This is a genomic window from Vibrio amylolyticus (genome assembly GCF_023145695.1).
Classification (GTDB): domain Bacteria; phylum Pseudomonadota; class Gammaproteobacteria; order Enterobacterales; family Vibrionaceae; genus Vibrio; species Vibrio amylolyticus.
This window is the reverse complement of the sequence record NZ_JAJHVV010000009.1, coordinates 1-21,812: the sequence shown is the minus strand read 5'-3', so window position 1 is coordinate 21,812 and position 21,812 is coordinate 1. Positions and strand designations below refer to the sequence as shown.

Here is a 21,812-nt window from a genome sequence, read left to right as displayed (position 1 = left end):
TGTACCTAAAAAAATACGAACGCGCATTGTAACTCAAAGAGATAAAATAACAATCCATGTCACAATCTTATCCTCTTAAGATATCCTAGCGTCCGTACATAAATCCGTGTGTATACGTCAATCGAGATATACATTTCGTGTATATCATTTCACCAGTGAGTCAATCACTACTGAACTCTGATACCGCGAGCATACTCTGCTGTCCTTATGTTGACATTTCTCTCTTTTCATACATGGAACCAACAAGAGCCCCATTTATGTCAAGAAACCGCTTACTAAAACTAGGATTAACCTTACTTCCCTTGACTGACTCCTTACAAGGCAACAAGTAATATCGATTTTGCCAACTCATTGGTCATTGCCATAGACGCAATTAATCTCAGGAGAATTATGATGAAAAATGCAATCCTATTTACAATCGCTATGATGGTTAGCTCAACCACCTTTGCCGGCGTCAATACACGAACCTCTGAAGCGTCATTGAAAACGGGCGCTTATGCTACGCCAGAGCAAGCGTACAGCGCAGGCTATGATCTTATGGACCAGTTCAACGAGATGCCGACAAATCAGTTGCTGAAAGAGTTACCGATTAATGAAAACAATGTTCAATACCCAAGCGTGAAAGTAACGGGGTCGAAGGTAACGGTAGAAGAGTTTTCTAAAAAACGTGGTGAAATTCAATATCGTGCCGTTGTCGAAGTGGACTATCAATATAAGTATCGAGAAAGCCGCAATAGCTAATAAAGGTAGCTAAGCAAAAGCAATAGATCGATAAAAAACGCCAGATAGATATCCGGCGTTTTTTAGTTAACTATCTTGACCGCTTTTTTTCTGCTCTTTTTCATGGTTGTACCCCATGGTTCGAAGATGATCACCATGAATGGTGTTTTTCATTAACTCCCAGAGCACAGCTAAAAATCGCTTATGGGCTTCATGATGACGGATATATTTCATATGGATGAAAATGTAAACCGCAACGAATACAAAGAAAGTCATCGCTATGCCACACGCCTCATACAAACTCATACTATTCAAATTAATAACCTCATAAACATTTTAATTAACTAGTCTCCTAAGCAGTGGTTCCTCAATTAAATCATTCAAGCCAAAAACACGGTTACCGTTGTATTATCAACTCCAAAACCAATGTTCTACGCACACTAGCTTGGCCTTGAACAAGACTCAACCATTAAGTAATTAACAGAGTGTTGTGATGCACAGGCGAACCGCTATTTTTAATAATCGACTAGTATTACAAGCGCCTATTTCTTTACGATAAGGTGATTGCGATTGTCACGGCTAGATTTAATTAACGCTTCACTGGTATCGATCGTTGAGGATTTAGCAAGGCGATCATAAAGCAAGACATTTACTGATGCCGCTAAGTTCATGCAGCCGACAGTTGGAACGTAAACAACATAGTCAGCTCGGTCAGCGACATCTTGAGAAATGGAACCATCTTCAGGGCCAAAAATATAAATCGCATTATCTGGGTGTTTAAACTCAGGTAACGGCGTTGCTCCCTCAGCAAAATCAACACAGACAATACGGGTTTCATCAGGAAGACCCTCTAAAAAAGAATCTACGCCTTTTAATGGAATCTTGCTAGATACGTTCTTAGTATCCGTTTGAAATTTATACGCTTTTTCGTAGCGTTGCCCAGTATAAAGCACTTCATCAGCTTGGTAACACCCTGCTGCACGCATAACCGCACCAACATTTGATGGGCTTTTCGGGTTGGTCAATCCAATAGTTACACGGGAGTTTTTCATGAAAGTTCTCTATAAAGTGCAGCTCACGATAAACATAACGCGATGAATATCAATACAGCTAAAAAATGAGGCGGCATTTTAGCAAAAGGGGCTATGAAGCGAAAGATGAAGAGTAAAGCCTGATTTTTCATCTAACTAAATACTTCAATACGACTTTTCGTTTTTGACGATTCATTGACTTTAAAAGGATAAATTGCGTACCACATTGATTTACTGAAAAAATACACAACGATACATTTACAAGCTATGCAAATAGGTCAAACTAAAGGTTAGTAACAATTCTAACATTTTTGCAATAAACCTTTTGGGGAAACGGATGCGCCTAAAAATACTGAAAAGAAGAATCAAAGACACACTGTTTGGAAAAACTTCAAATACCGCAATGGACGTGCAGTTATTAGAAATGGCTGATGCTCGTATGGGCGCTATGTATATGCTTGCCAACACCGATATGAATAAGGTGTCCGCTTTTTCCAACGGACACCTATTTGACAATTTTGTGATTGGCGCAGAACCGCTCAGTGATCTTAAATCCGTTTCAATGGGGTTATTAAACAAAACTGATGCGATGGCAAAACTGCAACAGTCTAAAGTGGGTAAATCGGTGGGCAAAGCCGTTACCGTTGTAGGAGAAGCCACATCCGCAGTGATTGCCAAGGTAAAGCAGATCATCTCTGAATTCTTTCGAATGTTAGTCAGTAAAGTCAAAATGGTTTATGGCGATGCTTTATATGGCGCAGAGTGGTTTGCTGAATTTGGCACGTGGTTAACCGCGGAGTTTGCTGGAAACTTCTCGAGTTTTATTCCAGGTTGGGGATATGTGCAAAGTGCGTCAGATATCTATTCAGGGGTAAAACAAGCAGCGTTCAAATCACGTGACCTTGTCACTCAGTATTACGCAGGTCGAGGGGTTGAGCTACTCGGTGGACATCCAAGTATTATTGCTAATGCACTCGCTAGACACTCCGCTTCAGGTCTATTGGGAGGATTGAAAAATGCTGCTGTTGGCGTAACGAAGATTGGCTTAGAAGCTGCGGGCGACGCGTTTGCAGGAGCGGGAGTACTCGTGAGTGTAATAAGTGGGCTGTTTGAACGAATCGTGAAACTGGTCGATTACATGGTTCAGCGATCATTAGTTGGTAAAGTCTTGAAGCGAGCCAAAACAGAATGGGTCAATAAAGACTCAATGTCGAGTTTAGTCAAAGATCATAAACGTTTCTCAGAATGGTTCCAAAGTGCGGTCATCACTACCCCTATTATCGCAGCACTGGTAATGGGAAGCGGATTTGTTGCTCACCCCTATAAATTCATACAACTTCTCACGCCTAACCTTACCGTGGTATCCCAAGGTGAATTTGATAAAGGGGTGATCTACATAGAAAAGCTCAAGTCCCTCTCGACTGGCTACGTTCAAGAATATATTGACGGTTATTCTGTTTCATTTACCAGTTCAGACGGCGTCGTAAACGCTAGACTTAAGGAACTGTCAGAAGGCAAAGGTATATTGGATGGATATGAAGTCTCAGTCTCGAACGCCGCACCACCTCTAACTCGAAGTAGTGTGTAGTGGAATAAAATTAAAAGTGAGCCTACTCGGTTATTTTTAATAGGATGTTCACCGCTATTTACTTGTCACACGTTCACGAGCATCCTATAGAACAAATGGCGCGGTAGACAATCTAGCGCCAAATTATAGACAATACGAAAAGGACATCAAATGAGACGAATTGCGCTGTTACTATTCCTCACGACCCAACTAATGGCTTGTACCGAAGTAGGTAGTGAAGCTTGGTGTGAAGATATGGATGCAAAACCTAAAGGTGATTGGACCGCAAATGAAGCCGGTGACTATGCCAAGCATTGTGTATTTTAGTACGGTCACTTGATCATCTGACATACCGAAAAGTACCAATAAAAATGGACCCTCATAGGTCCATTTTTATTCCTTGGCTATATGGACTACACATTAGGTTGATAAATCAAAGCCCTTAGCTATTCCAACTTTTGCTCTAACTAGCGAGCTTTCTTATTCGCATTACGTGAACCGTCTGAAACCGAAACAACACTTTTACTAATTTCATTAACCATCAAAGACGGCTCCCCCACTACCGTTTAGGTTTCCCCTTGTATTGCTTCAATAGAATAGGCAATTTCTTGGGTCGCGGATATGGTGCAATCGGCTAAGGTTCGAGCTTCATCCGCTACAACCGCAACCGCAATCGCCCTTCTCACTTCTCACTTCTCACTTCTCACTTCTCACTTCTCACTTCTCACTTCTCACTTCTCACTTCTCACTTCTCACTTCTCACTTCTCACTTCTCTAGCAGACTCAATCTCAATAGTCGCGCTCAATGCAAGAAGACGTTCTTTAAAAAGAAGTTTGTCACTTACTTAAAACACTACGTATAATCAGAACAAAATGACCATGTGAAAAATTATGATTACGTTACACACAAACCTCGGTGATATTTCTATTGAATTGGATATTGCTACTGCCCCTGTCAGTGCTAAAAACTTCTTAAGGTACTGCCAAGACGGTTTCTATAACGGCACAATATTCCATCGCGTTATTAAAGGCTTTATGATCCAAGGTGGAGGTTATACTGAAAAACTTGAAGAGAAATCGACTCGAATTCCGATTGTAAATGAAGCTAATCGAGGATTAAGAAACCTCACAGGAACGATAGCAATGGCGCGGACTGATGCTCCTCATTCCGCAGCAGCAGAGTTTTTCATTAACCTTGCCGACAATGATTTCCTTGATCATACGGCAACAACAAATAAAGGTTGGGGTTACGCGGTATTTGGTCGAGTAACCGCTGGCATGGAAGTGGTTAAGAATATTGCTGAGAAAGAGACCGCATCACGCAACGGTAATGATGACGTGCCTTGTGAAACGATCATCATTGAAAACGTATCGATCAAAGAGTAGTCGAGGGTTTACAAAAATAATAAAGGAGCGTTAAGAGAGTACCTTAACGCTTTTTCGCACCACCAACGTTGGCTCTAGCTGAACCACAATCGCTTCACTACTCTTCTCTTCCAGCTTTTGTAGTAATGTGTCTACCGCTGCTTTTCCTAAACGGTATTTCGGCTGATGGATAGTCGTTAACGAAGGCGTCATAAACTTCGAAATATGGATGTCATCATATCCAATAATGGAAACGTCTTGGGGAATATTAACACCACTTTCATTAGCCGCGTTAATCGCTCCCATCGCCATCATATCATTGCAAGCAAATATCGCACTTGGCAGTGTGCCTTTAGCATTCATAGCATTGAACGCTTCATAGCCTCCATCGCATTCAAAATCCGCTTCTACAATCCAATTAGGGTTTATATCAATCCCTGCTTCATTCAGCGCGCGTTTATAACCTTCATAGCGCATCTGAGCTTGATGTCGAATTAGCGGCCCTGTAATACAGCCAATTTCTTTATGACCCGACTCAATCAAGTATTGCGCCGCCATGTAACCGCCGCGTAATGAGTTATCCTGAATCTTATCGCTAGTGAACAGCATCGGCCCCCAATCCATTACAACCACAGGTATATCAGGGTAACGCTCAAATATATCAATACGCTTCCCTTCAAGGGTTGAGCACATCAAAATTACGCCATCTACACGCTTTTGTAATAAGGTACTGATCGACGCCTGCATGCGCTCATTATCGCCCTCAGTATTACATAGAATGAGGTTGTAGCCTTTTTGGTAACAGCTGCGTTCAACGCCTTTTACGACCTCGCCAAAAAATGGATTTGTAGAGGTCGTTACTAGCATACCAATGGTTTTGGTTCTGTTCATTTTCAAGCTACGAGCAAGCGCTGAAGGCGCATAGTTCAGCTCGTTCGCCGCTTTATTGACACGCTCTGAAATCTCTTCGCTCACATAACGGGATTTATTGATAACATGGCTAACCGTGGACGTTGATACGCCCGCAACCCTTGCAATGTCTTTCATTGTTGCCATGTTATATTTCCTTATGTATGTTGCGAAAATCACAAAGCGATGCCATTAAGCGGCATCGTCTGGGAAGCTATATTCTCTCGGCAAGAAAAGCGTCCACTTCTTCTCGAGTTGGTATCGATGTTTGAGCACCAAAGCGAGTAACTGAGATAGCTGCAGCTGCATGAGCAAACTTAATCGCTGATTCTAAAGGCATATCCTCTAATAAACCAGTCACCAATGCACCATTAAAGGTATCTCCGGCAGCAGTTGTATCGGTCACATCCACTTTAAAGCCAGGAACAAGAACACCACGCCCACTGCCTTGTTCACAAGAGCGGCTGAGCCAAACGCCTTTAGCACCTAACGTGATCATCACGATTTCGATGCCTTTGTTATGTAGAACATTCGACGCTTCTTGAGCTGATTCATTATCCGTTACCGTGACGCCCGTTAATACTTCCGCCTCGGTTTCATTCGGAGTAATCACATCAACACACGCTAACAGACTTTCAGGTAATTCACGCGCAGGTGCAGGATTCAAAATAACGCTTGTGCCATTTTCCTTTGCAACGAGTGCCGCTTTTTCAATACCATCAAGCGGCGTTTCTAATTGAGTCAGTAGGTACGTTGCCTGACGAATACTGTCTAGATCGGCTTCAATTGCGTCAGCGTTTAACTTAGCGTTAGCTTCAGCTGAAATACAGATACTGTTCTCACCACTGTCCGATACTTGAATCATCGCGATGCCCGTTGGGCAATTAGGCTGCATTTTCACACCCTTGATATTCATACCATCGAGTTTGAAACTTTCACGAATGTTGATACCAAATGCGTCGTCTCCAACACAAGCAATAAAGCCTATATCAGCGTTGAGTCTTGCTGCTGCAACCGCTTGATTTGCCCCTTTACCACCTGGAATTACTTGATAGCTTCTACCGTGAAGCGTCTCGCCCGGGCGAGGAAATGAAGGTACTTGAAGAACATGGTCAGCGTTTACACTACCCAATACCACTAACTGATTCATACGACATCCTCGGTTCTCTAGAACCTTATTAAGAGAAATAAAACTTCAGTGAGAGTTCACTGAAAAACTGATGTTTGTATGTTCTGCCTATTCACGGGAACTAAATAAAGAGCACATAAACATCACTTTTCTTAGCTTTTTGCTCTCCCCGACATTGACTCAAATGGGGGACACGAGGAGAGCAAAAATTAAAATATTAAGGTGTAATTTATTACTTGGTTACAACTTTAAGCGGCACAGGGATGTACTCTTCAACTGTGTTGCCTTTAAGAACGTTAACCGCTGTTTCAATGCCAAGGGCACCGATAAGATCTGGCTGCTGTGCAACAGTTGCCGCTAGTAATCCACGATTAACCGCAGCGATACCATCGTCGGTGCCATCAAATCCAACGATCATAACGTCTTTGCCTGATGCTTGAACCGCGCGAAGCGCACCCAGAGCCATCTCATCGTTTTGAGCAAATACCGCTTGTACATCAGGGTTAGCAGCCAGTAAGTTTTCCATTACGTTTAGACCTTTTGTACGATCAAAGTCAGCAGGTTGGCTTGCCATTAACTCCATCTCGCTGCCTTTAACCGCGTTCATGAAGCCTTCACCACGTTCGCGCGCCGCTGACGTACCAGCGATACCTTCAAGTTGGATAACTTTCGCTTTTTCACCGACCTTTTCCATGATGAAGTGACCCGCTAGCTCACCACCAACCACGTTGTCAGAAGCAATGTGGCTTGCAACATCGCCACGGCTTGCACCACGGTCCAACGTTAGTACTGGGATATTAGAACGGTTAGCAATACGAATTGCATTTGATACCGCATCTGAATCGGTTGGGTTGATAAGAATTGCTTTCACGCCGCGAACCGTTAAATCTTCAACGTTTGATAACTCTTTACTTGGATCATTTTGTGAATCCAAAACAATCAGCTCGTACCCAAGCTCTTTCGCTTTCGCTTCAGCACCGTCTTTCATGGTTACAAAGAAAGGGTTGTTTAGAGTAGAAAGTACAATCGCCATTGTATCTTGTGCGTGCGCTGACACAGAGATAGTCGAAGAAAGTAATGCAGCAGAAATTAGAGTAGCAAGTTTTTTCATTGTAATAGTCCTTTGTGTAGGGTGAACCAAGTTAACAGGGTTTCCAAATATATGGCGTTCCTGTTACTTGGCCCGTTGTTCGTATTTTTGACTAAACCCGTTTAGTCGAATACGTATTTAGTATGTGTAGCGTTGTGTTTGGTTCTATCTTGTAAACTTTTTAATCAAGCGTTACTTATTTTTGTTATCCACCAGCACGGCAAGCAGAATAACCACTGCTTTGGCAATCATCTGGTAGTAAGAAGAGACATCGAGCAGGTTCAGCGCATTGTTTAGGAATCCGATGATGAGTGCACCGATCAGAGTTCCCATTATTCTGCCTTTGCCGCCCATTAGGCTTGTACCACCTAAAACAACGGCCGCAATCGCATCAAGCTCATACCCCATACCTGCGGTCGGTTGTGCTGATGAAAGTCGAGAAGTAATGATGATCCCAGCGACGGCAGCAAGCATGCCACAGATGGCGTAAACACCAATTTTCACTCGGTCTACATTGATACCAGAAAGACGAGCTGCTGATTCGTTACCGCCCACCGCGTAGATATAACGGCCAAATCGAGTGTGATTAAGTAAGTACCATACCGCGGCAAATACAAACACCATTAACCAGACCGGAACCGGGATTCCTAAAGTGTAACCCGTACCAAACCAAGCAAAGGTATCAGCGGTATCAGTGAAGCCCGTTGAGATTGGACGACCATCGGTATATACCATGGTCACACCGCGTAGCAGAGTCATGGTTACCAGCGTTGCAATAAAAGCTTGAACCTTACCTTTAGCAATAATAATTCCGCTGATAGCACCTAAAGCCGCACCCGCTAAAAGTGACGTTGGAATGGCGATCATGACTGGAACTTCCAGCCCAATCATTGTCGCAGCAAATGCACCACACAGCGCTAAGACCGAACCAACACTTAAATCAATGCCAGCCGTTAAAATGACCAGGGTCATCCCCACCGCTATGATGGCGTTTACAGATGTCTGACGAAGAATATTAAGAATGTTGTCGACAGTAAAAAAGTTAGGGTTCAAGAATGAAACCACAACAATCAAGAACAACAAGGCGATTAGCGATTTTTGTTCAATCAACCACTCTTTCGTAAAGAGCTTCTTGCTGCTGTCCTGCGCCGTTTTAGTCATAGCGTTTGCCGCCTTATTGGTTGCATTAGCACTCATGCTGCTTCCTCTTCAATTTTTTTACCTACTGCACAAGCGAGTAGTTTCTCTTGGTCTGCATCTTTCACATCAAACTCACCGCTGACGCGACCTTCATGCATAACCATAATACGGTCACTCATGCCCAGTACTTCTGGCATTTCTGAAGAGACTAAAATAATGCTCATCCCTTCTGATTTAAATTTGTTGATCAACTGATAAATCTCTTTCTTCGCACCGACATCAACACCACGTGTCGGCTCATCAAGAATCAGAACCTTTGGTCGTGTCATCAGCCCTTTCGCAATCGCAACCTTCTGTTGATTACCACCAGAAAGGTTGCCAATGATTTGGTCACGAGTGGGAGTTTTTATGTTGAAAAGACGAATAAAGTCTTCAACCGCAACAACTTCATCTTTGTGCTGAATTTGACCGTTCTTGGTCAGTTTATCGAGCGCGCATAAGGACATATTCTCTTTAACAGAGAGACCTAACACTAAGCCATCACCCTTACGATCCTCTGAGATGTAAGCAATGCCATTCGCCAGTGCGTCTTGCGGGCTAACCGGATTCACAGTTTTATTGTCGAGATTAATCTCGCCACGCTCGCTTGGTAGCGCACCAAAGATCACTTTCATCAGCTCAGTACGCCCTGCACCCATAAGGCCCGATACACCGAGAATTTCACCGCGTTGAAGTGTGAAACTCACATCGTGAACGCCTGACCCTGTTAACCCTGAGACTTCAAGGCAAACCTCGCCATGCTCAACGTCTACTCTTGGGTATTGGTCTTCTAGCTTACGACCCACCATCATTTCGATCAGACCATCTTCATCGGTTTCAGCAACGGTGCATTCACCAATAAATTTGCCATCACGCAACACGGTAATGTCATCACAGATTTCAAAGATTTCTTTTAATCGGTGAGAGATGTAAACAACGCCACACCCTTGATCGCGTAGCTCGTTAATCACTTTAAACAGCGACTCTGTTTCCGTATCAGTCAGAGCATCAGTAGGCTCATCCATGATGATCACTTTAGACTCAAACGACAGTGCTTTAGCAATCTCCACCATCTGCTGCTCACCCAGACTTAAATCACCAAGCAGTGTGCTAGAGCTGTGTTTTACATTCAGGCGAGCCAGTAACTTGTCGGCTTCGTGGTACATTTTCTGCCACTGAATACGACCGAGTGGGCTTGTAAACTCACGACCTAGAAAAATATTTTCGGCAATCGTCAGCTCTGGAATCAGGTTCAATTCTTGGTGGATAATGCTGATACCCGCTTGCTGTGAGTCTCGCGGGCCTTTAAACGCTGTTGGCTTACCTTGATAGTGAATATCACCGCCATCTAATGAATAGATCCCGGTCAGTACTTTCATTAAGGTCGATTTACCCGCGCCGTTTTCTCCCATCAATGCCATAACACGGCCTGAGTACACATTGAGGCTCGCTTTATCGAGTGCTTTAACACCCGGAAACGCTTTTTCCATCGCGTTTAACTGTAAAATTGCTTGAGTCATATCATCTCCTCAATAAAGAATCGGATGCGTTAAAGCGCTTTGTTAAAAAACAACGCCAGCTTGAAAGATGACGTTCGCGTAAGGCGTGCACTCACCCGTACGTACCACTGCGCGGCTGTCTTGCGTACGGACTTTAAATTCTTCATGTGAAACATACTGAATGGCAATCGACTTACCGCTACGTTCTTCATCCGCCTTTAATTCACTAAGCAACGCTTGATGGCATTCTGGGCTAACTGTTACAAACTCTTCCGCGATGATGACACCCTCAATTTGAGACTCAGACAACATCACACTAACCGTTTCTAGAAAGCTTGGTACGCCGTGAGTAAGCGCCAAATCAATTCGTGTTACTTCATCGGGAATCGGCAATCCTGCATCGCAAATCGTGATCTCATCGGTATGACCCAATGTCGCGACAAGGTAAGAGAGGTCAGCATTAATCAGCGTACTTTTTTTCATTCTTTGACCTTAGTTAGGGTTCGTTAAAATCTCCATCGAAACGTATCGATATCGAAATAAAATCACCCATCGATACGTTTCGATGAATCATAGTGAACGGTTTAAATTTTGCCAAGAGGAGAAAATCAATGTGTGATTTTGATCTTTGAAATGAATGGAAGAGACTTAAAAAGAGTGATTACCATCACTGATGAATCTATCAATATACGACGAATTATAGAATTTCCGCATCAAATCTGGCCCTTCTTGCTTGCGACATTGAACAATCAGTGAGTCGCATTAACTCCGTTAAAGTGACATTAGGTTGCTCGGTAATAATGCGTTCTAGCTTAGCCTCCACGCTTTCTCGAGGTACGTTCAAATCACGCAAAGACTCCTCAAGCTTTTTGACTAGGTAGCCAAACGATTCATCTTCCTGTTGTTGAATCGCTTCGTGGAACTGAATCAGACCATCTGGCAAACCTATTAGTTGCCAATGGCGAGAACGACGCACTCGTTTAAGCTCGCAATGAAATTCAAGCGCAAGGGCTTTCGCCTGCTTAACTCGCTCACCACCGATTCGATGAATAAGAGAAGGCAAAGGTAGGGTGAGTGGGGTTTCTTTCATTCGGTTTAGGGGGCGTGTTAATGATGTAACGTTAACCATATCAGCTCTTGTTTTACTCGACACCCTTTAGTTTATATTTTCACAGCCCTACTCCGAAACATCATCGACATGAGCCACCAAATCATAAGTAATGCTTATGTTAAATGAAAGTACCAGCCTCTACCTACCTTACTTTCATTGAACAATAATACCGCTATCGCGTTAACGGAAATAATGCTTAACAATGCCAAAAAGGATAATGCCTGAAGGGATTTGGCTCGTACCTACATTATTACTGACTGAGGTCATTATGAAAGTATCACTTATTAGTACCGTTGTTGCGGCTGCCCTACTTAGCCCTTTCACTATTGCATCAACTTCTACCGATGCACTAGAAACTAGCGCCTTTAGTAATACCCAAATCGACCGATTCGCCGATTCGGAAATTACCATTCCGTACCTATCGCACCATTACTACCTAGGTGAAGACAGCAAGGCGACACATTTCTGGCACGGTGAAGATGATGGACGTATCTCTTTCAAAGCGACAGGTGGTAATGATGCGGTCGTCGCACTCGGCTCAGACTATATCCACCCAGACCTTAATGCCCATTCTCAGAAGTTTGAGAAGGGTATCTATACGATTGGGGATAACATCTACCAACTTTGGGGTTATGGCCTAACAACGCCAGTTATCATTAATGGTGATGATGGACTAATCGTACTCGACCCTATGGAATCAGCTGATAAAATGCGTGATGCCATTGCTGTATTCCGTGCTGAGACAGGCATTGATAAAGAAATCACAGGTATCGTTTACTCACACTGGCACATGGACCACTTCGGTGGTGTACGTGGTTTAGATAACATCTCTGAAGACGTTAAAATCATCGTTCACGATACTTTCATGAATAACGTCATTGCTAACACCATGGGCGGATTAGGCCCAGCGATTGGTTTCCGTGTTGATTACTCTTTAGGGACACTCATCCCAGCCGATGAAAAAGGTCGTATTAATGGCGGACTTGGCCCAGATTTCTTAGTCAAAGAGCTCACTCTCATTACGCCAAATACCGAAGTGGAAGGTCACTGGGGTACACTCGATATCGAAATCTCGGGTGTTAAGATGCATGTCGCACACATTCCATCTGAATCTGCTGATGAGATCATTGTCTACCTACCAGAAGAGAACATTCTTTGGGGTGCAGAAGTCGTTCAAGGTGAATCATTCCCGAACCTACACACTATCCGAGGCACTCGCTACCGTGACCCACAGAACTGGTATCCAGGTATTGATGTTCTGCGTGGGTTTGATGCCGACATCTACTTAGGTGCGCACAATCGCCCTATCAACGGCGCGGAACATGTTGCAGATACACTAACGGCTTACCGCGATGCTATCCAATTCACCTATGACCAATCTATCAAAGCCATCAACAATGGCTCGACAGGTGAAGATCTTATCCGTGATATTAAGCTGCCAGAGCACTTACAAGGCCATCCATTCCTTGGTGATTTTTATGGCTCTATCCGTCACGCAACAAAGCAAGTATTTACAGGCGAACTGGGTTGGTTTGATGGTGACCCTACAACGCTTAACCCAGTACACTCAAGCGACGCGTCTACCCGCTACGTAGAGATGGTCGGTGGCAAAGAGAATATGATGAAATTTGCTATCGATGCCGCCAATTCTGGTGACTACCAATGGGCAGCCGAACTCGCCACTCATGCTATTCGCGTTGACTTCGATGACATGGCTCCACGTAAGTTTAAAGCAGAGATGATGCGTGAACTGGCGTACATGGAAACGAATAATAACTGGCGCAACTGGTACTTAACTGCGGCTGTTGAGCTTGACGGTACGATAGACCGTTCATTGAAGTTCCCAATGTCTGCTCCTGACCTGTTTAACACATACAGTGAAGGTCAACTTGTTGGGGCGATGCGCTTCAACCTAAATGCAGAAAAAACAGCAAACGACCACTACACTCTCGCGTTTAACTTTGGTGGTGATAATCAACACGCATTAGAAATTCGTCGCGGAGTCGCTCAGTTCCATGAAGGTTTCTCTGGTGATGCAAAAGCAACTATTAACCTCTCTCGTGAACTGTTCATCGGTATTCTACTCGGTCAAGTTGATTTCGTTGAGTCCGTACAAGCTGGGCTAATCACAGTTGATGGTGATGCTTCGACGGTTCCTGCGTTCTTCGGTGCACTTGATACACCGACCAACGAACCTATCTTGGTTACTCGTTAATTCTTGGAGGAAAGTATGAAGAAGTTATTAATATCTCTTCTCGCGATGCTGTCCATCTCTGCGGTTGCTTGTGACGCTGATGGCATCATACATGTACCAACAGTCGATGCAGATGCTTTCCTTTTAGCATTAAATTCAGCGCCAATAGTGGATGTGTACGATTATTCGTTTGATGATTTAAAATTGGCATCGACGACTGACTATAGTGCCTCTTGGTTTAACGACCTTGGTGAGTTTTGCCACTACCATGGCACTCTCGAAGCATGCCATCCAATGCCTAAGCGCCTGAAATAGTACCTCGTCTCTTTTTACAACGACGTTCTAATGTTAAGCCAGTAACCTTTGTTACTGGCTTTTTCTAACAAAGAGAATATTACTTTTCAATGCGGCTCAACCAAAATTGGATAGCATTATTATCAACATCACAACAGACCTAGATATCATCCAATTGAGTAATTGAATCAATGGCGTATAGTCTCTAATAACGGTCTCTACTTTTTGGGCGACGATGGATTACAACTTAATCAAACCTTTTTTGGTGGTTTTTCGAACCTGCAGCTACACGAAAGCGGCGGCTGAGCTTGATGTTTCACAGCCCGCTATTTCTCAATCGATCAAGCGCTTGGAGCAGCAACTTGGTAAGCCTTTGTTCGTCCGCCAAGGCCGAGGGGTTCAAGCAACCAGTTACGCGACTCAACTAGCCCATCGCTTGAGTGAGCCTTTCGATTCAATAGATGATGCTTTTCATCAACCCGAAACATTCACTGTCTATTCTCAAGAGCACTATGTGTACACGCTACTTGATATTCCTGATATCGAGTTAGTCGAGTGCCCGGTATCTCAAACTCAAATATTTGATGATCTAAGAAGTCAGAAAGTAGCGTTAGCAATTGACCTGTGCCCTATCGAGGACCCCGCGTTTATTTCTGAGCCCATTGATGATCGAGTGGTGATCGTTGCTACCAGTGATCACCCTAGAATTCAAGGGACTATTACTGAACAACAGTATTACCAAGAAAAGCACGTTACGGTGATAGCCAAAAGACTGGGCGTCGATATCTTCACTTTATTGGCGGACAATCCTAAGCCGCGACAAGTTTTATACTCAGCTAGCTCACCAATGAGCCAACTGATCATGGCCTCTAACTCCGACGGCCTCGCTGTTACCACGGAAAGAGCATCAAAGATCCTAGCCAAGAAATTAGGATTGCAGCTACTAACGCCCCCCATGGCTCTGAATATGACGCCATTTAGTATGATTTACCACAAAAGAAACCTACATAATGAGCAACATAAAATCATGCGTAATAAGATCATGAACCGATTAAACTGATCACTTTTATTCGACTCTTAGCACCAAATCTGCTTTATACTAGCTACTCAACGGCACTTTCTTGGCGCGACTTTATCACCCGATAAATAATGCCAATCACCGCAATGACCATCAGTATCAAACTCATGGCTAAAGTACTCTTAGTAAGCAAAGCCTGGTACTCACTCATCAATGGATTAATCATCACCATTTTTCCTATCACCAATAGCACTAAGCACCAGATCAATGAACTGGATAGGCTGATAATCAAAGTGCGCCATGGGCTCAATTTGGAAACTCCCATCAACATTGGGGTCAAAACGCGAACAAAAGGGATAAAGCGAGAGATAAACAGCGATAAGAAACCATAGTTGTCTAAGAGTAACTTAGCTCTAGGTAGCGAGTCTTCCGGCAAAATTCGCTCTAAAAAAGGAACAAATTTCGTTTTATGTAAAAATCGACCTTGAAAGTACGCACACATACTTCCAAACGACGCAGCAAGGCACAACAGAGCCAATGCAGGATAGAAGCCAAACACACTTAAACCAATCATCCCACCCACAAAGAGCACTAAACTGTCGCCAGGGAAAGGTAGGAACACGAAGCTCGACTCAATAAACAGAATCAGAGCCAATACCAATAGAAACCACTTTAGGGTACTAATTTGCTGAAGCGTGTCAAAATCCTGATGCCAGATGGCAACTAACATTTCTTGCATAGATATAAATCCCATTTAGTAAAAAAGCGTACATAGCGAATCACTCCACTATGTACGCTGTTGGTTATCCGATTAATCGAACATCAAAATCACGTAGGCGAAAAATAAGATGAGGTGAGTCGCGCCATTTAATGAATTGGTCCTGCCCCTATTGAAACTGACACAGGCCATGAGCAGAGTCATGCCGAGCAGTATCATTTCTGGTGGCTCGAGACCCAGATGTACCGGTTCGTTGATCATGTGAGAGATCATCAATACTGCAGGAACCGTCAGCGCGATAGTTGCTAACACAGACCCAAAGAAAAGGTTCATTGCGCGTTGCAGTTGATTATTCAATGCGGCTTTCGCCGCCCCCACAGCTTCTGGTGCTAAGATCAAGAAGGCGACAATAAGCCCACCTAGCGCAGGAGGTGCACCCCACATTTCAATGGTGCCGTTAATCGGAATCGCCAAGCTTTTAGCCAGTAATATCACCACCAACAGATAACCAACAAGCAGCAAGGAATGGTATAAATTACTGCCTAACGGGCCATGAAACTCGTGCTCATCTTGATGATCTTCATCCATAAAGTACTTGGTATGACTTTTGGTTTGGATAAAAAGAAAAACCGAGTACAGACCGATAGAAGCAATCACTAATGTCCAAGTTAACGATGCCGACATAGCGCCAACATCGTTTGAACTGGTAAAGCTTGGCAGCACTAAACAAAGTAGTGACAAAGGGATGATCGCGACTAAATACGACTGCAATCCATCGACGTTGTATTTTTGAGTGTGGTATTTCAGGCCACCGATCAACAAGGTGATACCCACTAAGCCATTAAACACCGTCATCACTACCGCAAACATCGTGTCTCTAGCCAGAACAGGGTTAGACTCGCCCGTAATCATCACCGAAGAGATCATGACAACCTCTAATGAGATGACCGCTAAAGTTAAAATCAAAGTGCCATAGGGATCACCCAGCTTTATCGCCAGTGCATCTGAGTGGCGAACCACAGCAAAAATGGCCGACATCACCACAACGAATATAGCAATACTCGCCGCGATCCCAAGAGGAGATCCCATATCAGAAGCAAGCACATCATTTCCACCCAGTTTGAACACGATAACGGTTATCATGCCTAGAAACAGAATGAACTCATTTTTTATGAACGACTTCATGGACTGGCTTCCTCTTCAGTTATCTCTTTAGGTTGATAATGCGAAGGGCTTAGTTTCAGCATCTGTGGCAGCGTAACGCCAATTGAAATAGACGACCAAGTACCACTCACTATTCCGACACACAGCGCAATCGCAAACCCTTCAAGTGAAGCACCACCTAAAAGCCATAAACAAGAAACGGTGACAAATGTGGTGCCAGAAGTCACCAAGGTACGTGATAGCGTTGCTTTCACCGCATCGTTAATCAAATGACTTGTTTTGCCGTTAGGGTTACCCCTTAAGAGCTCTCTTGCTCTGTCCGCAATGATGATGGAGTCGTTTAGTGAATAGCCCAATACCGCGAGCACAGCAGCAAGAACCGTCAGGTTGAATTCCAACTGAAGCAGTGCAAATAAACCCAGTACCACCACAATGTCGTAAACCAAGGCGACGAGTGCACCGAGAGCCAGTCGCCACTCAAATCGATAGCTCAAATAGAGCATGGTTAAAACAAAACAGGCGATGATGGCGAGACCGCCCTGCTCTACCATGTCTTGGCCAACTTGGGGGCCAACGACACTGCTGTTGAGTACCTGAACCGTATTACTTATTGAGGTGAATACGTCTTGAATAGGGGCCGTCACCTCATCAATCGGAGTGTAACGGACAGTCCAACGCCCTTCCTCTCCAGAACTAATGAGCTGTACATCTTGCTGTAACGATTCATTTAGGTACTCACTAATTGCCACGGCTGATAATTCACTATCAACCACCACTTCAGCAACCACGCCGCCAGTAAAATCTAACCCCCAGTTAAACCCTTTTACTCCAATCATTAAGACTGAGAAGCTAAAGAGTAATACCGATACCAAAGACATATAGCTGCGAATACGTGTAAATAATGTATGAGATTTGATCATGATTATACCCTCACATCACGACGCTTATCGCGTCCCCAAATTAGATTAATAATGGCGCGAGATGCAAAGATCCCCGTGAACATACTAGTGAGTAGCCCTAAGCCTAGCGTAAGGGCAAAGCCTTGAATCGGCCCATTACCAATTGAGTAAAGTGCGATGGCAACAATCATGGTGGTTAGGTTCGCATCAAGAATCGAAGCAAACGCCGAATCAAAGCCTCGGTCAATCGATTGAGCGAACGTCCTCCCCTCCTTCATTTTGTCTTTGATACGTTCAAAAATAAGCACATTGGTATCAACTGCCATCCCAACCGTTAAGACAAGGCCTGCAATACCAGGAAGAGTTAATACCGCGCCAGGTAGCAAAGCAATTAAACCAACGAGTACGACTAAGTTCGTCACCAACGCACAGTTCGCAACCCAACCTAATTTACGGTACCAAAGTGCAATAAAAGTCAGTGTTAAGCCTAAGCCTAGTGCTAACGCCGAGAACCCATTTTTTACGTTTTCAGCTCCGAGCGTTGGCCCTATCGTGCGTTCTTCAATAATCGTCACGGGGGCTGTTAACGAGCCTGCACGAAGCAGAAGTGCGAGCTCTTGAGCATCTTGCATACTGCCAGCGCCAGTAATTCTAAAACGATTACCGAGTTGAGATTGAATGGTTGCAACACTGATCACATTGCTTATCTGCTGGCTTTGTCCGCTCGCATCTCGGCTGTATTCGCTATATACGGTTGCCATTGGGTTACCGATGTTCGCTCGTGAGAACTGAGACATCTTTCGACCACCAGCAGAATCTAATGAGATATTCACTTCTGCTGCGCCCATCTCACCAACGCCTGCTCGCGCATCGATAATATGTTCACCACCCAAAATAGCGCGTCGACCGACTAAGACTTGATTGCCATCGTTGTCTAATAAACGCAGTGCATTGGAATTAGCGGTGTTAGGAACAGAATGGAACGCCAATGACGCCGTTGCGCCAATCACATCTTTTGCTGACGCAGGGTCTTGAACACCGGGCAGCTCAATACGAATTCGGTTTTCACCCTGACGCTGAACCAGCGCTTCAGTAATCCCTAACTGCTCTATTCTGCTACGCATGATTTGAAGGTTTTGCTGCACAGTCAAATTACGCAGAGTTACTCTTTCATCACTTGACTGACTTACCGAAAGTACATTACCTGAACGGCTCACACTCCAACTTGGGTAACTGCTGCTTAAAAGGCGTCTAACCGTTTGTACATCATCTGCATTTCGAAGCGTAATCGTCACTTGGTCATTGTGTTGACGACCACGACTGGAGCGCACCTCGGCACGAACATCATCGATCAAGGTTTGGCGGTGTGCTTGATAGACCGGCTCCATATCCACTTCAAGAAGAAACTGAACACCACCACGAAGATCGAGCCCAAGCTTTATCGGAGAAAAACCTAAGTCCGTCATCCAAAGAGGTGCGGCCGCTTCCATAGCGAGAGCGACTGTCGCGTCGTCACCCACTAACTGATTCACTTGTTCTCTTGCCTGGCTTTGCTGACTTTGATCTTTTAAAACAACAACAGTGCGATCGCCCTGCTGCTCAATGTTTAAAATGTCGATATCCACTTGATTTAATGTGTCTGCAATAGCAGTGGCGTCGAAGCCTTGATGATTACGGCTACTGATATGCAGCGCAGCATTTTCGCCATACCATGAAGGTATAGCGCTAAGGGTCATAACCAACACACTGACAACGAGAACAACGTATTTCCAGCCAGAGTATCGATTAATAATTTGAGCATTTTTTGATTTATTCATATACAACTCTATCTCTCAATAGATTCATTGATAAAGTTTGAATGATGTAAAAAGTGGACTGAGGGACAGGAAATCCTCAGTTCAGAATGAACTACATCATTTAAACCATAGTAGAAGCAGAACAATACATTCTAATAATGTATTCGTTTGCCTAACAAATGAGATTGTGAGCTTATGAATGTTTAGAGTGGCGCTGTGAATAGATCAGGTTGCTTTCTTTCCAACCAGATAGGCGAGAGCTTGACGAAACTTGGCTCGTCCAATGGAAAGCGACATTAGGAATAACAATACTGCTTTTAGCGAGTTCAAGCAGAGGTGGTGGGGAAAATGCAACTAACAGAAAGTACTCAGGCTCAACATTATGGCCTACGCAGTTGTCGTCACTAACGATACGGCGAGTTGATGAGAGAAAGTGTGGGATCTCATTATCAAAGAGTGTGAAGCCATCATCCTCGAAACCGTCTGTTTCTGGCGTCGACTTTTCTGTTCGTTCATCAATACTCTGCGTAACATCGTATTGATTCACTGAGGTTTCATTCAACGAGATTTGATTCGTGCTTAAAGCGGCATCAATACTATTTATTTGCGTATAAGCTCCCGCCATCACTATGTTTGAACATAGCAATAAAGTCAGCATCGCAAATAAATGGGAAATACGCTTGAGCAACTAATATAACCTGTATGAATTTAATCGATGGTTATCATAGCAAGATAAATGACAATAAAAACGACAAACCTGATTGCAAAATGTAAACAAATCCTACTAAAAATAAATAATCAAACGATATCAGCATGTTATAAACCGTTCTCATTTCAAAGGCTAAAAGTTAGCGTAACAATTGGATATTTTCGAATTAGATATGTTTGTAGTCTATTCACTTCAACGTTCGCTCCTACACTTTTTCTTTTTCAGATAGCCCTCGCAGCCTAGCTCTATCGAATATTACTCAATTAGTCACTGTAGTTCGGGAAACAACTCTGATTTAGTGTCACTTGTTATCTTCAACTGCACTAGCCTTACTTCTTTGAATTTTTATACAGAATAGTCTGACATCTCAAGTTTCTGCCCATAAATCATTACTTAGCGAAAAGCGGGTGCCAAAGAGCAAGCTCCCTAGAAAAAGAGATTACTTTCGTAAAAAGTAAAATTATTAGATTAAGATAACTTATTAAGAGAATAGGATTATAATTTTTCTGGGTATTGTTACCCCATATATTTTTAACATGAATGAATTGTGAACGTGACTTTCATCCTATATTAATATCACCTCCGGCATAGTACCCCCCATCAAAACAGACTATGACTATTTAAAGGTTCTTATGAAAAACGCACTTATTGCTACCACATTGGTACTGACTTCAGGTTTCGCTACAGCAAATACTTTGCCAACAACGGGGGGATTTAATGGCCCTACCGCTGGAGCACCAGTTACGGTTGCTCAAGTTTTAGAGGCAAAAGACGATACTCAAGTTCAGATGACAGGTAACATTGTGCACTCTTTAGGAGATGATGAATATGAGTTTACTGATGGTAAAAACACGATTGTTATCGATGTAGAAGACGAAGCTTGGGCAGGTCTAACGATTTCTCCAAATGATAAAATAACGATTATGGGAAGCGTCGATAAAGATAGCTGGGAAAAAGCAACGGTTGATGTTGATAAAATTACCATTGCTGGCTAAGAGCTAGTAAAAATATCAGCATCTTAAACAATAACTTAAAGGAGCTCACTATATAGCTCCTTTAAGGTTTATATTGATGAGAAATAGAAGGCGTATAGTGAATACTTCAATCAATGTATTTTCTCTCATACTACGAGCAAAAATTTCAATACCATAAAAAGTAGATGGGAGTGGTTCTAAACAATCTGACTCCTTCCATTAGAACGCGTCGAATCGATCGGTAGCATGGAGATCTCTAAAGAAATCACATCCGTTTTAAAGGTTTGTCGACACTGTTTAATCCTTCGATTTTTAGTAATAGGCATAACTTGAGCAAGTCACCTAACTCACCAGAGGGGAAACCCTTTTTATCGAGCCATAAAGTACCATCTCCCTTGATAAAAGAGGTGTAGTGAACAAGCATGTGCCTCACTCCTTTAGCTCAC

22 protein-coding genes and 1 pseudogene are annotated in these 21,812 nt (G+C 43.5%); 8 read left to right on the top strand and 15 right to left on the bottom strand.

From position 1 onward, the window contains the following. Nucleotides 1-390 precede the first annotated feature (390 nt). On the top strand, nt 391-741 hold the full coding sequence (locus KP803_RS14735; protein WP_248009620.1) for a DUF3316 domain-containing protein: 351 nt from the start codon (nt 391-393) through the stop codon (nt 739-741). Nucleotides 742-807: 66 nt separating this feature from the next. Here the strand turns inward: KP803_RS14735 and KP803_RS14730 are convergent, their stop codons facing one another. Together KP803_RS14730 and KP803_RS14725 are read right to left on the bottom strand one after the other, a co-directional pair. Then, on the bottom strand, nt 808-1,026 hold the full coding sequence (locus tag KP803_RS14730; RefSeq protein WP_248009619.1) for a hypothetical protein: 219 nt from the start codon (nt 1,024-1,026) through the stop codon (nt 808-810). 236 nt (nt 1,027-1,262) lie between these two features. Further along, nucleotides 1,263-1,772 carry an RNA methyltransferase gene (locus KP803_RS14725; RefSeq protein ID WP_248009618.1) on the bottom strand — a complete coding sequence of 170 codons (510 nt, stop codon included), beginning with the start codon at nt 1,770-1,772 and terminating at the stop codon, nt 1,263-1,265. A 316-nt stretch (nt 1,773-2,088) separates the two neighbouring features. On the opposite strand from KP803_RS14725, the gene KP803_RS14720 reads away from it, so the two are divergent. The 3 genes from KP803_RS14720 to KP803_RS14710 all read left to right on the top strand — a co-directional run bounded on the left by KP803_RS14720 (nt 2,089) and on the right by KP803_RS14710 (nt 4,704). Further along, the gene (locus KP803_RS14720; protein WP_248009617.1) at nt 2,089-3,339 is read left to right on the top strand and encodes a hypothetical protein; all 1,251 of its coding nucleotides are present in this window, start codon (nt 2,089-2,091) and stop codon (nt 3,337-3,339) included. Nucleotides 3,340-3,489: 150 nt separating this feature from the next. Beyond that, entirely contained in the window at nt 3,490-3,645 is a 156-nt protein-coding gene (locus KP803_RS14715) for a DUF3012 domain-containing protein (RefSeq protein WP_248009616.1), read from the top strand. 564 nt (nt 3,646-4,209) lie between these two features. After that, nucleotides 4,210-4,704 (top strand): peptidylprolyl isomerase, encoded by a 495-nt coding sequence (locus tag KP803_RS14710; protein ID WP_248009615.1) that lies wholly within the window; start codon nt 4,210-4,212, stop codon nt 4,702-4,704. Between the two features lie 30 nt (nt 4,705-4,734). On the opposite strand, the gene KP803_RS14705 is transcribed toward KP803_RS14710, so the two are convergent. From KP803_RS14705 to KP803_RS14675, 7 genes are all read right to left on the bottom strand, one after another. After that, nucleotides 4,735-5,739: a substrate-binding domain-containing protein gene (locus KP803_RS14705; protein ID WP_248009614.1), complete on the bottom strand. Its 1,005-nt coding sequence runs from the start codon at nt 5,737-5,739 to the stop codon at nt 4,735-4,737. A gap of 67 nt (nt 5,740-5,806) precedes the next feature. Next, entirely contained in the window at nt 5,807-6,742 is a 936-nt protein-coding gene (rbsK, locus tag KP803_RS14700; RefSeq protein WP_248009613.1) for a ribokinase, read from the bottom strand. 211 nt (nt 6,743-6,953) lie between these two features. Beyond that, a complete protein-coding gene (rbsB, locus tag KP803_RS14695) occupies nt 6,954-7,832 on the bottom strand; it encodes a ribose ABC transporter substrate-binding protein RbsB (RefSeq protein ID WP_248009612.1) in 879 nt (292 codons plus the stop codon). A 171-nt stretch (nt 7,833-8,003) separates the two neighbouring features. Beyond that, nucleotides 8,004-9,008 carry a ribose ABC transporter permease gene (gene rbsC, locus KP803_RS14690; RefSeq protein ID WP_427916958.1) on the bottom strand — a complete coding sequence of 335 codons (1,005 nt, stop codon included), beginning with the start codon at nt 9,006-9,008 and terminating at the stop codon, nt 8,004-8,006. Continuing rightward, complete coding sequence (gene rbsA / locus KP803_RS14685; protein WP_248009611.1) at nt 9,005-10,510, bottom strand: ribose ABC transporter ATP-binding protein RbsA; 1,506 nt, start codon at nt 10,508-10,510, stop codon at nt 9,005-9,007. The genes rbsC and rbsA overlap by 4 nt, the downstream gene beginning before the upstream one ends. Before the next feature lie 42 nt (nt 10,511-10,552). Continuing rightward, a complete protein-coding gene (rbsD, locus tag KP803_RS14680) occupies nt 10,553-10,972 on the bottom strand; it encodes a D-ribose pyranase (protein ID WP_248009610.1) in 420 nt (139 codons plus the stop codon). 214 nt (nt 10,973-11,186) lie between these two features. Then, a complete protein-coding gene (locus tag KP803_RS14675; protein WP_248009609.1) occupies nt 11,187-11,618 on the bottom strand; it encodes a ribosome recycling factor family protein in 432 nt (143 codons plus the stop codon). A gap of 250 nt (nt 11,619-11,868) precedes the next feature. On the opposite strand from KP803_RS14675, the gene KP803_RS14670 reads away from it, so the two are divergent. The 3 genes from KP803_RS14670 (at nt 11,869) to KP803_RS14660 (ending at nt 15,148) form a co-directional block, all read left to right on the top strand. Beyond that, entirely contained in the window at nt 11,869-13,815 is a 1,947-nt protein-coding gene (locus tag KP803_RS14670) for an alkyl sulfatase dimerization domain-containing protein (protein ID WP_248009608.1), read from the top strand. A gap of 15 nt (nt 13,816-13,830) precedes the next feature. Continuing rightward, nucleotides 13,831-14,109, top strand: coding sequence for a hypothetical protein (locus KP803_RS14665; protein ID WP_248009607.1), 279 nt, complete (start codon nt 13,831-13,833; stop codon nt 14,107-14,109). Nucleotides 14,110-14,323: 214 nt separating this feature from the next. Further along, nucleotides 14,324-15,148 (top strand): LysR family transcriptional regulator, encoded by an 825-nt coding sequence (locus tag KP803_RS14660; RefSeq protein ID WP_248009606.1) that lies wholly within the window; start codon nt 14,324-14,326, stop codon nt 15,146-15,148. A gap of 43 nt (nt 15,149-15,191) precedes the next feature. Here the strand turns inward: KP803_RS14660 and KP803_RS14655 are convergent, their stop codons facing one another. The 5 genes from KP803_RS14655 to KP803_RS14635 all read right to left on the bottom strand — a co-directional run bounded on the left by KP803_RS14655 (nt 15,192) and on the right by KP803_RS14635 (nt 20,371). Beyond that, nucleotides 15,192-15,845 carry a DedA family protein gene (locus KP803_RS14655; RefSeq protein ID WP_248009605.1) on the bottom strand — a complete coding sequence of 218 codons (654 nt, stop codon included), beginning with the start codon at nt 15,843-15,845 and terminating at the stop codon, nt 15,192-15,194. A gap of 72 nt (nt 15,846-15,917) precedes the next feature. Further along, nucleotides 15,918-17,009, bottom strand: coding sequence for a calcium:cation antiporter (locus KP803_RS14650; RefSeq protein ID WP_248009604.1), 1,092 nt, complete (start codon nt 17,007-17,009; stop codon nt 15,918-15,920). Further along, the gene (gene secF / locus KP803_RS14645; RefSeq protein ID WP_248009603.1) at nt 17,006-17,908 is read right to left on the bottom strand and encodes a protein translocase subunit SecF; all 903 of its coding nucleotides are present in this window, start codon (nt 17,906-17,908) and stop codon (nt 17,006-17,008) included. Before secF ends, KP803_RS14650 begins: the two co-directional genes overlap by 4 nt. 2 nt (nt 17,909-17,910) lie before the next feature. Next, entirely contained in the window at nt 17,911-19,704 is a 1,794-nt protein-coding gene (secD, locus tag KP803_RS14640) for a protein translocase subunit SecD (protein WP_248009602.1), read from the bottom strand. A gap of 172 nt (nt 19,705-19,876) precedes the next feature. Next, nucleotides 19,877-20,371, bottom strand: a complete 495-nt coding sequence (locus KP803_RS14635) for a hypothetical protein (protein WP_248009601.1) — start codon at nt 20,369-20,371, stop codon at nt 19,877-19,879. Between the two features lie 653 nt (nt 20,372-21,024). Here KP803_RS14635 and KP803_RS14630 point away from each other — a divergent pair. Beyond that, nucleotides 21,025-21,387, top strand: a complete 363-nt coding sequence (locus tag KP803_RS14630) for a NirD/YgiW/YdeI family stress tolerance protein (protein WP_248009600.1) — start codon at nt 21,025-21,027, stop codon at nt 21,385-21,387. A gap of 244 nt (nt 21,388-21,631) precedes the next feature. On the opposite strand, the pseudogene KP803_RS14625 reads toward KP803_RS14630, so the two are convergent. Then, a pseudogene (locus KP803_RS14625) lies at nt 21,632-21,748 on the bottom strand (putative quorum-sensing-regulated virulence factor); the annotation flags it as partial. Nucleotides 21,749-21,812: the final 64 nt, after the last annotated feature.

What these genes read in the sequence shown, in the direction of transcription:
- KP803_RS14725 (WP_248009618.1), bottom strand. Translation starts at nt 1,772, where the DNA reads ATGAAAAACTCCCGTGTAACTATTGGATTGACCAACCCGAAAAGCCCA.
- KP803_RS14715 (WP_248009616.1), top strand. Translation starts at nt 3,490, where the DNA reads ATGAGACGAATTGCGCTGTTACTATTCCTCACGACCCAACTAATGGCT.
- KP803_RS14655 (WP_248009605.1), bottom strand. Translation starts at nt 15,845, where the DNA reads ATGCAAGAAATGTTAGTTGCCATCTGGCATCAGGATTTTGACACGCTT.
- rbsD (WP_248009610.1), bottom strand. Translation starts at nt 10,972, where the DNA reads ATGAAAAAAAGTACGCTGATTAATGCTGACCTCTCTTACCTTGTCGCG.
- rbsK (WP_248009613.1), bottom strand. Translation starts at nt 6,742, where the DNA reads ATGAATCAGTTAGTGGTATTGGGTAGTGTAAACGCTGACCATGTTCTT.
- KP803_RS14730 (WP_248009619.1), bottom strand. Translation starts at nt 1,026, where the DNA reads ATGAGTTTGTATGAGGCGTGTGGCATAGCGATGACTTTCTTTGTATTC.
- rbsB (WP_248009612.1), bottom strand. Translation starts at nt 7,832, where the DNA reads ATGAAAAAACTTGCTACTCTAATTTCTGCTGCATTACTTTCTTCGACT.
- KP803_RS14675 (WP_248009609.1), bottom strand. Translation starts at nt 11,618, where the DNA reads ATGGTTAACGTTACATCATTAACACGCCCCCTAAACCGAATGAAAGAA.
- rbsA (WP_248009611.1), bottom strand. Translation starts at nt 10,510, where the DNA reads ATGACTCAAGCAATTTTACAGTTAAACGCGATGGAAAAAGCGTTTCCG.
- KP803_RS14670 (WP_248009608.1), top strand. Translation starts at nt 11,869, where the DNA reads ATGAAAGTATCACTTATTAGTACCGTTGTTGCGGCTGCCCTACTTAGC.
- KP803_RS14705 (WP_248009614.1), bottom strand. Translation starts at nt 5,739, where the DNA reads ATGGCAACAATGAAAGACATTGCAAGGGTTGCGGGCGTATCAACGTCC.
- KP803_RS14710 (WP_248009615.1), top strand. Translation starts at nt 4,210, where the DNA reads ATGATTACGTTACACACAAACCTCGGTGATATTTCTATTGAATTGGAT.
- KP803_RS14660 (WP_248009606.1), top strand. Translation starts at nt 14,324, where the DNA reads ATGGATTACAACTTAATCAAACCTTTTTTGGTGGTTTTTCGAACCTGC.
- rbsC (WP_427916958.1), bottom strand. Translation starts at nt 9,008, where the DNA reads ATGAGTGCTAATGCAACCAATAAGGCGGCAAACGCTATGACTAAAACG.
- KP803_RS14630 (WP_248009600.1), top strand. Translation starts at nt 21,025, where the DNA reads ATGAAAAACGCACTTATTGCTACCACATTGGTACTGACTTCAGGTTTC.
- secD (WP_248009602.1), bottom strand. Translation starts at nt 19,704, where the DNA reads ATGAATAAATCAAAAAATGCTCAAATTATTAATCGATACTCTGGCTGG.
- KP803_RS14665 (WP_248009607.1), top strand. Translation starts at nt 13,831, where the DNA reads ATGAAGAAGTTATTAATATCTCTTCTCGCGATGCTGTCCATCTCTGCG.
- KP803_RS14735 (WP_248009620.1), top strand. Translation starts at nt 391, where the DNA reads ATGATGAAAAATGCAATCCTATTTACAATCGCTATGATGGTTAGCTCA.
- KP803_RS14720 (WP_248009617.1), top strand. Translation starts at nt 2,089, where the DNA reads ATGCGCCTAAAAATACTGAAAAGAAGAATCAAAGACACACTGTTTGGA.
- secF (WP_248009603.1), bottom strand. Translation starts at nt 17,908, where the DNA reads ATGATCAAATCTCATACATTATTTACACGTATTCGCAGCTATATGTCT.
- KP803_RS14650 (WP_248009604.1), bottom strand. Translation starts at nt 17,009, where the DNA reads ATGAAGTCGTTCATAAAAAATGAGTTCATTCTGTTTCTAGGCATGATA.